The organism is Faecalibacillus intestinalis (assembly GCF_015097455.1).
Lineage (GTDB): Bacteria > Bacillota_I > Bacilli_A > Erysipelotrichales > Coprobacillaceae > Faecalibacillus > Faecalibacillus intestinalis.
Genome location: NZ_AP024085.1, coordinates 602,550 through 616,892, shown reverse-complemented (window position 1 = coordinate 616,892; position 14,343 = coordinate 602,550). Strand labels below are relative to the sequence as shown.

Annotated in this window: 12 protein-coding genes and 1 rRNA gene; 1 reads left to right on the top strand and 12 read right to left on the bottom strand. The window is 32.1% G+C overall.

Annotated features, from left to right (window positions below):
* Positions 1-19 precede the first annotated feature (19 nt).
* Positions 20-1,544, bottom strand: a 16S ribosomal RNA gene (locus Fi14EGH31_RS03280).
* 297 nt (positions 1,545-1,841) lie between these two features.
* On the bottom strand, positions 1,842-2,291 hold the full coding sequence (gene dtd, locus Fi14EGH31_RS03275) for a D-aminoacyl-tRNA deacylase (protein WP_107030560.1): 450 nt from the start codon (positions 2,289-2,291) through the stop codon (positions 1,842-1,844).
* A gap of 78 nt (positions 2,292-2,369) precedes the next feature.
* On the opposite strand from dtd, the gene Fi14EGH31_RS03270 reads away from it, so the two are divergent.
* Positions 2,370-3,638: a replication-associated recombination protein A gene (locus Fi14EGH31_RS03270; RefSeq protein WP_022000701.1), complete on the top strand. Its 1,269-nt coding sequence runs from the start codon at positions 2,370-2,372 to the stop codon at positions 3,636-3,638.
* On the opposite strand, the gene miaA is transcribed toward Fi14EGH31_RS03270, so the two are convergent.
* The 10 genes from miaA to Fi14EGH31_RS03220 all read right to left on the bottom strand — a co-directional run bounded on the left by miaA (position 3,635) and on the right by Fi14EGH31_RS03220 (position 14,340).
* A complete protein-coding gene (gene miaA / locus Fi14EGH31_RS03265; protein WP_022000702.1) occupies positions 3,635-4,558 on the bottom strand; it encodes a tRNA (adenosine(37)-N6)-dimethylallyltransferase MiaA in 924 nt (307 codons plus the stop codon). The two genes, Fi14EGH31_RS03270 and miaA, sit on opposite strands and share 4 nt — an antisense overlap.
* Positions 4,558-6,363, bottom strand: a complete 1,806-nt coding sequence (mutL, locus tag Fi14EGH31_RS03260; protein ID WP_118348030.1) for a DNA mismatch repair endonuclease MutL — start codon at positions 6,361-6,363, stop codon at positions 4,558-4,560. The genes miaA and mutL overlap by 1 nt, the downstream gene beginning before the upstream one ends.
* A 9-nt stretch (positions 6,364-6,372) precedes the next feature.
* Positions 6,373-8,880 (bottom strand): DNA mismatch repair protein MutS, encoded by a 2,508-nt coding sequence (mutS, locus tag Fi14EGH31_RS03255; RefSeq protein ID WP_200765131.1) that lies wholly within the window; start codon positions 8,878-8,880, stop codon positions 6,373-6,375.
* A gap of 54 nt (positions 8,881-8,934) precedes the next feature.
* Positions 8,935-9,414, bottom strand: a complete 480-nt coding sequence (gene cotE, locus Fi14EGH31_RS03250; RefSeq protein ID WP_022000705.1) for an outer spore coat protein CotE — start codon at positions 9,412-9,414, stop codon at positions 8,935-8,937.
* Between the two features lie 56 nt (positions 9,415-9,470).
* Positions 9,471-10,973, bottom strand: a complete 1,503-nt coding sequence (locus Fi14EGH31_RS03245; RefSeq protein ID WP_022000706.1) for an IMP dehydrogenase — start codon at positions 10,971-10,973, stop codon at positions 9,471-9,473.
* Positions 10,974-11,063: 90 nt separating this feature from the next.
* Entirely contained in the window at positions 11,064-11,399 is a 336-nt protein-coding gene (locus tag Fi14EGH31_RS03240) for a YlbF family regulator (protein ID WP_117814145.1), read from the bottom strand.
* Positions 11,383-12,825, bottom strand: coding sequence for a tRNA (N6-isopentenyl adenosine(37)-C2)-methylthiotransferase MiaB (miaB, locus tag Fi14EGH31_RS03235; protein ID WP_117788834.1), 1,443 nt, complete (start codon positions 12,823-12,825; stop codon positions 11,383-11,385). The genes Fi14EGH31_RS03240 and miaB overlap by 17 nt, the downstream gene beginning before the upstream one ends.
* A 90-nt stretch (positions 12,826-12,915) precedes the next feature.
* Entirely contained in the window at positions 12,916-13,161 is a 246-nt protein-coding gene (locus Fi14EGH31_RS03230) for a hypothetical protein (protein WP_022000709.1), read from the bottom strand.
* A gap of 73 nt (positions 13,162-13,234) precedes the next feature.
* On the bottom strand, positions 13,235-13,495 hold the full coding sequence (locus Fi14EGH31_RS03225) for a stage V sporulation protein S (RefSeq protein WP_022000710.1): 261 nt from the start codon (positions 13,493-13,495) through the stop codon (positions 13,235-13,237).
* A 59-nt stretch (positions 13,496-13,554) separates the two neighbouring features.
* The gene (locus Fi14EGH31_RS03220) at positions 13,555-14,340 is read right to left on the bottom strand and encodes a TIGR00282 family metallophosphoesterase (RefSeq protein WP_200765130.1); all 786 of its coding nucleotides are present in this window, start codon (positions 14,338-14,340) and stop codon (positions 13,555-13,557) included.
* Positions 14,341-14,343 lie beyond the last annotated feature (3 nt).

Genomic DNA, 14,343 nt, shown 5'->3' with positions numbered 1-14,343 from the left:
CACAACTTTCTCTCCCTAGAAAGGAGGTGATCCATCCCCACGTTCCCGTAGGGATACCTTGTTACGACTTCACCCCAATCATCAGTCCCACCTTAGACAGCTCCTTCCTTGCGGTTAGGCCACCGGCTTCGGGTGTTACCGACTCTCATGGTGTGACGGGCGGTGTGTACAAGGCCCGAGAACGTATTCACCGCGACATGCTGATTCGCGATTACTAGCGATTCCATCTTCGTGCAGTCGAGTTGCAGACTGCAGTCCGAACTGAGAACAGTTTTATGGGTTTCGCTCCACCTCGCGGCTTCGCTTCCCTCTGCTCTGTCCATTGTAGCACGTGTGTAGCCCAGGTCATAAGGGGCATGATGATTTGACGTCATCCCCGCCTTCCTCCGGCTTGTCACCGGCAGTCTCGCCAGAGTCCCCAACTTAATGCTGGCAACTGGCAACAGGGGTTGCGCTCGTTGCGGGACTTAACCCAACATCTCACGACACGAGCTGACGACAACCATGCACCACCTGTCTTCTCTATAGCTATCTCTCCATCTCTGGAGCCTTTAGATCGATGTCAAGACCTGGTAAGGTTCTTCGCGTTGCTTCGAATTAAACCACATGCTCCACCGCTTGTGCGGGCCCCCGTCAATTCCTTTGAGTTTCATTCTTGCGAACGTACTACTCAGGCGGAGTACTTATTGCGTTAACTGCAGCACTGAGATTTGACTCCCAACACTTAGTACTCATCGTTTACGGCGTGGACTACTAGGGTATCTAATCCTATTTGCTCCCCACGCTTTCGGGACTGAGCGTCAGTTATGCGCCAGATCGTCGCCTTCGCCACTGGTGTTCCTCCATATATCTACGCATTTCACCGCTACACATGGAATTCCACGATCCTCTCACACACTCTAGCTCTACGGTTTCCATGGCTTACCGAAGTTAAGCTTCGATCTTTCACCACAGACCCTTAGTGCCGCCTGCTCCCTCTTTACGCCCAATAATTCCGGATAACGCTCGCCACCTACGTATTACCGCGGCTGCTGGCACGTAGTTAGCCGTGGCTTTCTTATAGAGTACCGTCACTTGGATATCATTCCCTATATCCACCGTTCTTCCTCTATGACAGAAGTTTACATAACGAATTACTTCTTCCTTCACGCGGCGTTGCTCGGTCAGGGTTTCCCCCATTGCCGAAAATTCCCTACTGCTGCCTCCCGTAGGAGTCTGGGCCGTGTCTCAGTCCCAGTGTGGCCGGTCACCCTCTCAGGTCGGCTACGCATCGTCGCCTTGGTAGGCCGTTACCCTACCAACCAGCTAATGCGCCATAAGTCCATCATCTACCAGTCCCGTAGCACTTTTCATATAGAGTTCATGCGATCTCTACACCTATGCGGTCTTAGCTGACGTTTCCATCAGTTATCCCCCTGTAGATGCCAGGTTACTTATGTATTACTCACCCGTTCGCCACTCTTCACCGAAGTGAAGCGTTCGACTTGCATGTATTAGGCACGCCGCCAGCGTTCATCCTGAGCCAGGATCAAACTCTCCATTGTCTTATTCCTTTCAGACAATCTCTTAGTCTGTTTAGCTCTTTTTTATTTCTTTAACTTAATTGACGTTGTGTTTTATTCTTTCCTGTTCAGTTTTCAATGTCCTCTCACTTGACTCTCTCGTCGAGTGCCCATTTATATTACCATCCCCTCTCCCTTTTGTAAAGCTTTTTTTCTGTATTTTTTTATCTTTTTCTCTCTTTCCCTCTTTTTCTGCCTTTATATCAACGTTTTTTTATCTGTATTTTTTTGTCATGATTAAAAGAAACGATCTTTACAGAACGTTTCTTTGCCTTATGACTATATGATTTCTTTACTGTCCAGGATGATCGTTGTTGGTCCATCATTGATCAGAGAGACTTTCATCATCGCTCCAAAGATTCCTGTTTCTGTATGGACCCCTGCATTTTCTAATGCTTTATTAAAATATTCATATAATGGTTTTGATATTTCTGGTTTAGCAGCATCTAAAAAACTAGGTCTCCTTCCTTTTTTACAATTTGCATATAAAGTAAATTGTGAAATAGAAAGAATTTCTCCTTTGATATCCATCAATGATAAATTCAATTTTTCATTTTCATCTTCAAAAATTCTTAAATTGATAAGCTTATTAATCATCTTATCAACAATTTCTTCATTATCATCATTCGTAATACCTACTAATACCATAAATCCTTGTTTGATTTGTCCATTTATTTCTCCTTCAATTTCCACACTTGCTTCACTTACTCTTTGTACAACTAATCTCATATTCATTTCTACCTTTCTTTTTATAAAAGTGTTATAATCATTATAATTCATTTTGTATTAAGGAGGAAGATTTTTTTTATGAGTGGAACTTTAGCTTATAATATGAGACCTCAATCTCTTTTAGATATATTAGGACAAAAACATATTATTGGTGAAAATGGTTTATTTACTAAATTTGTAGAAAAGAATCATCCAATGTCTGTTATTTTATATGGCCCACCAGGTTGTGGTAAAACAACTCTTGCAATGGCTTTGGCTCATGATTTAAATATGCCTTGTCGTACTTTTAATGCATCTACAGGAAATAAAAAAGAAATGGATTTGATTATTGAAGAAGCTAAATTATCTAATGGTCTTTTTGTCATTATCGATGAAATTCATCGTATGAATAAAATGAAACAAGATAATTTACTTCCTTATGTAGAAAGTGGTCTATTGATTATTGTTGGATGTACAACAGCTAATCCTTATCATTCTATCAATCCTGCCATTCGTTCAAGATGTCAAATCATTGAAGTTAAGCCTTTAACTCAAGAAGATATTATTCAAGGTTTACATCACGCTTTAGATAGCGAAAAAGGCTATCACCATCAATATCAATGTGATGAAGAAGTCTTGCAACATATTGCTCGTCTTTCATCAGGAGATATTCGTTTTGCATATAATTGTTTAGAAGTATGTACAATTATTTCTCATGATAATCATATTACTATTGAAGATGCTAAAAATGCTTTAACACAAGCTAATGGTCAATTTGATAAAGATGAAGATCAATATTATGATACTTTAAGTGGTTTACAAAAATCTATTCGTGGAAGTGATCCTAATGGAGCTATGTATTATTTTGCAAAGTTGATAGAATATAATGATATTGAATCATTAGAAAGACGTGTCCTTGTTTGTGCATATGAAGATGTTGGACTTGCTAATCCAAATGCTTGTATGCGTACTGTTGCTGCTTTTCATGCTGCCAGAACAGTAGGATTTCCTGAGGCAAGAATTCCTATTGCAAGTGCTATTATTGATTTATGTCTTTCACCTAAATCTAAATCATCAGAAGCAGCTATTGATGCTGCCTTAGCTTCTTTAAGACAACAATCTTTGCCTGCACCTGAATATTTAAGATTAACACCTGTTGGTCTAGAAGAGGATGAAAAATATAATTATGACCGTCCTGAGTTATGGGAATATATTCAATATTTACCTGATCAAATCGCAAATAATCAATTCTATGTACCTTGGATGACAAGTCAATATGAAAAAGCATTAGCTGAAAATTATCGACGTATTTTAAAACATGGGCGTACAAGTAATATTAAAAAATTAAATCATACAAAAAAATCCTAAACTTTTAGGATTTTTTCTATATCATCTGTTACTTGTTCAATGGTTTGTTCAAAGTTTTCTAAATTCACATCATACCAATGAACATCAAATTGGTTTTTAAACCAAGTATACTGTCTTTTAGCGTATTGTCTTGAATGTTTTTTTATTAGCTCTAAAACATCATTTAAATCAATTTGATGATCATAATAATCAAACCATTCTTTATAACCAATCGCTTTCATACTTTGATGATTTCTTGTAAGTCCTTGACTATAAAGACGCTCCATTTCTTCTTTTAAACCATTTTCCATCATCACATCAACACGTTTGTTAATTCTTTCATATAAAACATCTCTAGGAAGCGTTAATCCCACAAAATAAGCATCATATAAACAAATATGCTCTTGTTCTTCTAACATTTCACTTTTCCTCTTACCTGTTGTTTCATAAATTTCAATAGCTCTTAAAACACGTCGACGATTATTAAAATGTAATGTTTTTGCACTTTCTTCATCGATTGATTTTAAATGATCATGTAATTGTTCATTTGTATAATCTTTATATTTTTCATTTATTGCATGATGATCATTTTCCATTTCATCAAATTGATAATCATATAAAGCTGCTTTTATATACAATCCCGTACCACCAACAATTATTGGAACATGTCCTCTTTGGGTAATTTCTGTTATCTTTTTTCTTACTGTTTGTTGAAAATCATGAACACTATATGTTTCATCAGAATTTAAAATGTCTACACAATGATGAATAATACCTTCTTTTTCTTCTTCTGTGACTTTAGCAGTTCCTATATCCATCTGTTTATAAATTTGCATAGAATCTCCACTAATAACTTCTCCATTGAACTTTTTAGCAAGAGCTACTCCCATTTTTGTTTTACCAACACTTGTTGGTCCAATTACAACAATTACTTTTTCCATTATACGACCCTCTTAAATAATTTTTCTAATTCATATGCTGAATAATGAATAATCGTTGGTCTTCCATGTGGACAAACATAAGGATTATCACAACGCATTAAATTATCAACAATTGTTTGCATTGACTCAATTGATAGATGACTATTTCCTTTTAAAGATGCTTTGCAACTTAATGTTGCTATAGCATGTTCTTGTAAAGAAAGTAAATCAATTTTATTATCTTTTAATATCTGTTGAATCATATCTTCAATAAATAAATGTTCATTAATTTGATTCATCCACATTGGCAGTTGTTTAATAATAAAACCATTACCAAAAGGCTCTAAATCAATGCCAACTTCTTTTAATAAATCTTTTCTTTCTTCAATCATCATACATTCACTTAAAGGATATTCAACTGTAATAGGTATTAATAAATCTCTCATTGTCATATCTGGATGACTATATTTTTCTAGAAAATATTCATAATTGATTCTTTCTTGTGCAGCATGTTGATCTATCAAATACATTCCACTATCATCTTCACCTACAATATAAGTTCCATGAATTTGTGCTTTTACAAATATTTTCTTTTTCATTTCTTTTAAAGACACTTCAACTTTTTCGAGTTGGATAGGTTCTTCAAAAAGCTTTTCTACAGGTTCTGTTATATATTCATTTTTTTCTTCATGAACAAATAGTGGTTGTTTTTTTTCTTGAATAAATGAAGCTTGCGGTTTTTCTTGAACTTTTGTAGGAATTTCTTGTCTAAAATCAATATCTAGATCCATTTGATCTAGTTGTGGCTTAAAGACTGGTCTTTCTTCTTTGACTTGGTAAGTTAAATTAACATTTTCCAAAGTTTTAGATACCGCATCAAAAATCAATTGTTTTAATTCGTATTCTTTAGAAAACTTAACTTCTAACTTGCTTGGATGAACATTGACATCCACTAAATAAGGATCAATTTCAATATTGATGACTGCAATAGGATAACGATTATCTGCTAAATATTTACGATATGCTTGATTAATAGCATCGATTGCTACTTGATTTTTAACAATACGATGATTGACCATCGTAACAATATGATTCTTACTTGCCCTATTTACTTCAATTTTGCCAATAAAACCTTCTATTTGAAATTCATCATTTCCAGCTTTTAAATTCAACATATTTTTAACCACAGATAACCCATAAATCTGATGAATAACTTCTAATAAATTTCCATTTCCATTTGTTTTATAAGTCGTCTTATCATTATGTATTAAAGTAAAAGCAATATCTGGATGAGATAAAGAAAGTCTTTCTACATAATTTTGTATATGTGCAAATTCAGCATTGACAGATTTTATATATTTTAATCTTGCTGGTACATTTTGAAAAAGCTTTGAAACAGAAATATTTGTTCCTCTATTAAGATCACTTTGTTTTTGTTCAATAAATTTACCAAATTCATAAATTACTGTTGATCCTTGATTTCCATCACTGGTTTTTAAAACAAAATGAGAAATAGAAGCAATGGAAGGAATAGCTTCGCCTCTAAAGCCTAATGTTTGAATACAAAATAAATCTTGATCATTATAGATTTTACTTGTTGCATGTCTTGAAAAACAAAGACGTGCATCTTCTTTATCCATTCCTGATCCATCATCAATAATTTGAATTAAATTCATTCCTCCTTCTTCTATAATAATATCTATTTTAGAAGAAGAGGCATCAATACTATTTTCAACTAATTCTTTGACAACATTTGCCGGTCTTTCAATGACTTCACCAGCTGCTATTTTATTTGCTAAAATATCATCAAGTTGTTTTATTTTCATAGGCCACCTCTACTTTACTAATTTCTTTAATTCGATTAAAGTTGACAAAGCATCTAATGGTGATAAAGCCATTGGATCAATTGTCTTTAAATATTTTTCAACTTCACTTTCTTTTTCAATAACTTGAACTTGTTTTTCTTCAATTAAACGATCTTCTACGTTATTCTCTTCAAGTGTTTCTAATACTAAATTAGCACGATTGATTACTTCATCTGGTAATTTAGCAAGTTTAGCCACATTGACCCCATAAGATTTATTAGAACGTCCTTTTTTAATTAAATATTCAAATACTAAATGATCATTATCTACTCTAGCACTGGCATGAACATTTTGAATTCCAAGACCTTTATCTTCTAAAAATGTAAGTTCATGGTAGTGGGTTGAAAATAATGTCATACAATGAATTTCACTGGCAATATATTCAATCATTGCCTGGGCAATAGCCATTCCATCAAAAGTTGCTGTTCCTCGACCAATTTCATCAAATAAAATCAATGATTTTTCACTAGCAAAACGTAAAGCATTATTCGCTTCTAACATTTCTACCATGAAAGTTGATTGACCACTAATTAAATCATCACTTGCTCCAATACGCGTAAAGATTTGATCAAAAATCGTTAAATTAGCATATTTAGCAGGAACAAATGAACCAATTTGTGCCATAATAACAATTAAAGCTACTTGTCTCATATAAGTCGATTTACCACCCATATTTGGCCCTGTAATTAAGACAACTGGTGAATTTTCATCAATTGAAACATCGTTAGGTACATATTTACCATGCCCCATGACTTTTTCAATGACACCATGTCTGCCTTCTTTAATATCCATGATTTTTTGATCATTAAAGACAGGTCTTACATAACTATTTTCACTTGCTAACATTGCAAGAGATTGATAAACATCTACACGCGCGATAATTTTCGAAACATCTTGAATCAAATGGACTTCTTTTTTGATTTCATTTCTAACTTGAGTAAATAAAACATATTCTAATTTTTGAATTTTATCTTGTGCTGATAAAATCTTACTTTCCATATCTTTTAATTCAGGTGTAATAAATCTTTCTGCATTCGATAAACTTTGTTTTCTTGTATATTCGAATTCATCTTTAACAAGATCTAAACTTCCTTTTGTAACTTCAATATAATAACCAAAGACACGATTATACCCAACTTTTAAGTTTTTAATACCTGTTTTTTCTCTTTCTTTTTGTTCAAAATCAACTAACCATTGTTTTCCATGATCTCTTAAATAACGTAATTCATCTAATTCTTCATTAAAATGATCTTTGATAATATTTCCTTCTTTAATCGTAAGAGGAGGATTATCAATAATAGCATCATCAATGAGTTTTGTAATATGTGATAGATCAATGATTTGATTGGCTAATTGATCTGTTAAAGGCTCATTGAATGAATAAAGTTGTTGTTTTAATTCTGGTAAGACTTTTAAAGAAGAAGAAATCCATTTTAAATCTCTTGCATTAATGTTTCCAAAAGCAATACGACTTGATAGTCTTTCTAAGTCATAGATTTCTTTTAATATTTCTTTAATACTTTCTCTTTGAATAAATTGTTGAGTAAAGATTTCAACAATATCTAATCTTTTTTCAATGGCTTCTTTTTTTAAAAGTGGTCGATCAATATAATTTTTTAAAAGTCTTGCTCCCATTGCTGATTTTGTCATATCTAATAGCCAAAATAAGGAACCATATTTTTCATGATCTTTAGAATTTTCAGTTAATTCTAATGATTTTTTAGTATAAAGATCCATTGTCATAAAATCTTGATTATTGATTTCTTCAATCATTTGAAGATGTTCTAAGTCTCTTTTTTGTGTTTCAATTAAATAATTTAATAATAAAGTAGATACTTTGATTTCTTTTAAATCTTTTATATTATGAAAAATATCTCGATATTTTTCATTAAATGTTTCATTATCATAATGAGATACCATAATTGAATCATTAAAGTTATATGTACAATCACTTTTAACAACAATTTCTTTAACTTCCATCGAAGCTAATTGATTATTTAAAAGATGATCCTTTTTATCAATATTGACGACTTGAAATTCACCTGTTGTAATATCACAAAAAGCAAGCGTATAAACAAAATCAAAAATCATCATACATGCGATATAATTATTTTTATTCTTTGTCATCGATTCATCAAAAATAGTACCTGGTGTGACAATTTGAACAACACCACGTTCAACAATACCTTTTTTTCCAGGATCTGTTAATTGTTCAACAATCGCGACTTTATGTCCATTATCTACTAATTTTTGAATATATCCACTCGCACTATGAAAAGGAACCCCACACATTGGAACTCTTTCTTTAGCGCCGGCATTTTTCCCTGTTAAAGCAAGTTCTAGTTCTTTAGAGACAATCATCGCATCATCAAAGAACATTTCATAGAAATCCCCTAATCTAAACATCACAATAGCATCTTTATTTTGTTCCTTGATACCTAAATATTGCATCATCATTGGACTGTATTTTTGTTTCATTTTTACACCTCATTCTAATTCGTTGATTATTATAACATAGAAAGAAACATCTTTCTATGTTATGAAATCGGGATTAATTTTCATTTCAAGTTCTTCATCATTTGTTTTACTTTCTACAAGAATTGTTGTATCACCAATGATTTTTAAAGACATTTGTTTTTCTATTTCGATGTGCATTGTTTTATTTTCTAAGGTTGCATGGATACATCGAGGTAAGTATTGACTTTCAACAATGATTTGATCATTTTGACTGAGTTGATGATCTTTCATATTTAAATCAATAGCATCTTGGTAATGCACTTGTTGTTTTAATAAATAACTTTCATTTAAATGACTATACCAAATATGCAAATCAAAACTTCCTTCTATAAATGGTTGATGCTCCCTAATGATTCCTTGATATTGATGATTACAAATCCAACATCCTAGTATTTTATCAATCTCATTAACAACATAATCATATTTAGAAATCGTTTTTTTCGTTCCTTTTGATAAAGTTGCCTTGGTCATGATTTCATACACTTTACCAGCCATTTTGTCACCCCATATAACAATATGTCTAAAAATAAAAAAAAGACTTCAACGAAGTCTTATTTTTGTTCTTTAGAGTCTTTTAACACAACATCATGTGCGCCACCTTCAACAATTGAAGTAGCTGATACTAAAGTAATTTTAGCTTTTTGTTGTAATTCAGGAATTGTTAAAGCACCACAGTTACACATTGTATGTTTAATTTTTGATAATGATAAACCAACGTTATCTTTTAAACTTCCAGCATATGGTACATAAGAATCTACACCTTCTTCAAAAGAAAGTTTAGCATCTCCCCCCATATCATAACGTTGCCAGTTACGAGCACGAGCAGAACCTTCTCCCCAATATTCTTTCATATATTGTCCATTAATTTGAACTTTATTTGTAGGAGATTCATCAAATCTTGAGAAATATCTACCTAGCATAATAAAATCAGAACCCATCGCTAAGGCTAATGTCATATGATAATCATGAACGATACCACCATCTGAACAAATTGGTACATAAATTCCTGTTTCTTTAAAGTATTCATCTCTTGCTTTAGCTACTTCGATTGTTGCTGTAGCTTGTCCACGACCAATACCTTTTTGTTCACGAGTGATACAAATTGATCCTCCACCGATACCAATTTTAACGAAATCAGCACCACATTCAGCTAAGAATCTAAATCCTTCTGCATCAACAACGTTACCGGCACCTACTTTAACAGTATCACCATAATTTTCTCTAATCCAATCGATTGTTAATTTTTGCCATTCTGAGAATCCTTCAGATGAATCGATACATAAAACATCAGCACCAGCTTCTACTAATGCAGGAACACGTGTAGCATAGTCACGTGTGTTGATTCCAGCACCAACAATGTAACGTTTATTTTCATCTAATAATTCATTTGGATTATTTTTTCTATTTTCATAGTCTTTTCTAAATACGAAATAATGTAATCTTTGTTCAGCATCTACTACAGGTAATGCATTTAATTTGTTATCCCAAATCATATCATTACATTCTTTAAGAGATGTTCCTAAATCTGCACAAATTAATTTATCATATGGTGTCATAAAAGTTTCAACTTTTGTATCCATTGATAAACGAGAAATACGATAATCTCTTCCAGTAACAACTCCTAATAATTTACCGTTAGCAGTTCCATCCGCTGTAACTGCCATTGTTGAATGTCCAGTTTTTTCTTTTAAATCTAAAACATCTTTTAAAGTTGATTCAGGTGATAAGTTTGAATCACTTGGAACGAATCCAGCTTTATAATTTTTAACACGTCTTACCATAGCTGCTTGGCTTTCGATTGATTGAGATCCATAAATAAATGAAACTCCACCTTCTTTAGCTAAGGCAATTGCCATATTATCATCAGATACAGCTTGCATAATTGCTGAAACTAATGGAACATTTAGTGATAATGCAGGTTCTTCACCTTTTTTAAATTTAACTAATGGTGTTTTTAAACTTACGTTTTCAGCACGACACTCAGCTGATGAGTATCCTGGAACTAATAAATATTCATTAAAAGTACGCGATGGTTCTTCAAAGTAAAATGCCATTTTTTTATCTCCTTATTCTTTCTATATTTTTGAAAAATTATAATCCCCAAATTTAAATAAGTCAATAATAAAAAGAAAAAGTAGGTTTCCCTACTTTAAAGCATTATTCATTTGTTGATTGATTGTTTGTAAAATTTCATTCACTTCATTTTGTAAATATAAATAATTAACAACTACTGGATGATTTTCATAATATGCTTTTTTTTCTTGATATTCTTGAATTGTTTTTGTAACTCGATCATCCTGTTTTGCTTTTTGATTGACAATCTTTTTTTGTAATACTTTTAATTCTTTTTCTAATTGTTTAAGTTTTTCATCATTTAAAACAAGTTTTTCATACTTTTGATATTCTTGAACAACTTCTAAAGCTAAAATTTCTTGATTTAATTTTCTAGCAAGCTCTTCAATTCTAGTCAACTTGTTCACCTTTTAAAGCCCAAGTTTTTACTTCTGTGACTTTTACAGGCACAATTTTACCAATATCTTCTTTACGCCCTTTGAAGTTGATCAATTTTTGATGTGCCGTATATCCTGTCATCATTGTTTCATCACGTTTAGATGGACCATCTACTAAAACATCCACAACTTGATTTAAGAAACGTTGATTTTGTTTTAAAGCTTTTTCTTTAACAACTTCATTTAATCTTTCTAAACGGTCTTGTTTTTGTTCAAATGGCACATTGTCTTGCATTTTAGCAGCAGGTGTTCCTTCACGAGGAGAATAGATAAATGTATAGGCTAAATCGTATTCACATTCTTCATATAAAGAAAGTGTATCTTGGAATTGTTCTTCTGTTTCATTTGGGAAACCAACAATAATATCTGTTGTAATTGAACAATCTGGCATCACTTCTTTAATCATGCGGAAAAGTTCTAAATATTGTTCTCTTGTATATCTTCTACCCATTAATTTCAAGATTTCTGTATTTCCTGATTGTACTGGTAAATGGATATAAGGCATGATGTTATCATATTGATTAATGATTTCAATCATTTCTCTAGAGAAGTCCCATGGATGACTTGTTGTAAAACGAATACGTGCAATTCCCGTTTTAGCAACTTCCTCTAAAAGAGTCGCAAAATCATAGTCTTCTTCTAAATCTTTTCCATAACTATTGACATTTTGTCCAAGTAAAGTGATTTCTTGATACCCATCTGCTTTTAATCCTTTAACTTCTTCAATAATATCATTCATTAAACGAGAACGTTCTTTTCCTCTTGTATAAGGAACAATACAATACGTACAGAATTTATTACATCCATACATAATATTGACCCATGCTTTATGACCATTAGCACGTGTAACAGGCGTATTTTCAATAACATCCCCTTCTTTAGACCATACTTCTACAACCATTTCCTTACTAAACATTGCTTCTTTTAATAAAGTTGGTAAACGATGAATATTATGTGTTCCAAAGATTAAATCTATATGTGGGTGTTTTTCTAATATTCTTTTAATAACAACTTCTTCTTGCGCCATACAACCGCATAAACCAAAAATAAGATTTGGGTTTTTCTTCTTTAAGTTTTTAACATAACCTACTTTCCCAAATACTTTTTCTTCTGCATTTTCTCTAATAGCACAAGTATTTAATAAAATGACATCTGCTTCTTCGATTTCTTTAGCAGCTGTATATCCCATCATTTCAAAAATACCTGCTAATGTTTCACCATCACGTTCATTCGCTTGACAACCATAAGTATGAATATAATAAGTTTTTCCTTTACCTACACTTACCATATCACTAGGTATTTCAAAAGCATCTTTTAAATGATCAACTTGTTTTCTACTTCTTTTTTGAGCCTCTTTTAAATTTGGCCCTTTAAAATATTCACTATAATCTTTCATTTTTTCACCACATTTCTTTCCTATTATATACATAAAGTTATCTTTTGGCTAGAAAAAAATAAGGACTTATCAGTCCTTATCATTTTTATCTTATCCAAAGAATCCGTCTGGTTGAATTGAGAAGTATAATACTTTACCTTCTGGAGTTCCTTTAAATACTCCTTTACAATGACCTGCAGCTTCTTCTGGTGATAATTCAGTTTCACATTCAAATTCAGCTTTGATTCCTACTTTTTTAACATATTTACATGATACTTTATCATCTGAATATCCATCAAAGAAATCAATAATTTTTTGAACTTGTCCTGTTTGCATTAATAATTTACATTTTGCCATTTTAAAAAACCTCCATTTACATGTCAGTATTATACAATGAATTTTTAAAAAAAGAAACCCTTTTCACTAAAAATTAACGTAATTCTATTACAAGTCTTAAGGCAGTAATCCTTTTATCATCGACCATTAAATCATGAAAAGAAGGAATACAGATAAGCTCTTTACCTGTCGGTATAATATATCCTCTAGCAATAGCAATGGATTTAATTGCTTGATTAAGTGCTGCTGCACCAATTGTTTGAATCATAAGTTTATCTTGTTCCCTCATTAATGATGCTATTGCTCCTGCAACGTGATTAGGAACAGATGTTGAAGATACTTTAATTATTTCCATATTTTTGCCTCCTAATTCACTATATGAATTATCATTAAAAAAATAACAAAAAAAGCATCCTAAGATGCTCGATATGGATGATCATCATTGATTAAAACTCTTTCAATAGAGATAGGTTGGTGTTTGTCATTAAATTCAATAACAACTCCAGCAAACTGTCCTGAATTTTCAGAAATTAAAAACTTTGAACTTAGACCTCTCATACGTGTAATGACACTATCTAAATCACATCCTAAAGAACTTAAATAAGGACCCGTCATTCCTGCATCAGAAATAAATGCTACTTTTTTATCAATAATTCTTTCGTCTGCTGTTTGTACATGTGTATGTGTTCCTAAGACCGCTTGTACTTTATCTTTACAATAATAAGCTAAACCTATTTTTTCACTGGTTGCTTCTGCATGAATATCAATGATATGAATATCTTGTTCAAGGTTTAGATAATCCTCAATATGATCAAAAGGATTCGAATAACGGTTATCCATAAAGACACATCCAAGTGCATTGGTTACTCTTATTTTTGTACCTTTAACATTAAATACTCTTGTATGGACTCCTGGTAAAATACTTGGTTGATTGAAAGGAACAACAAGGCGATCAGCTTCATCAATAAAATCAAGAAGTTCTTTTTTATCAAAAGTATGATTCCCCATTGTCATACAATCAACACCTTCAAAAGTAAAGAAATCATAATGTTTTCTATTTAATCCTTTACCATGTGTCGCATTTTCAACATTTGCGATTACAAAATCAATTTGATAATCTTTTCGAATACGATATAGATAATCTTCTATCATTTGTCGTCCTACATTTCCAACGATATCTCCTATAAATAAAACTTTCATTTT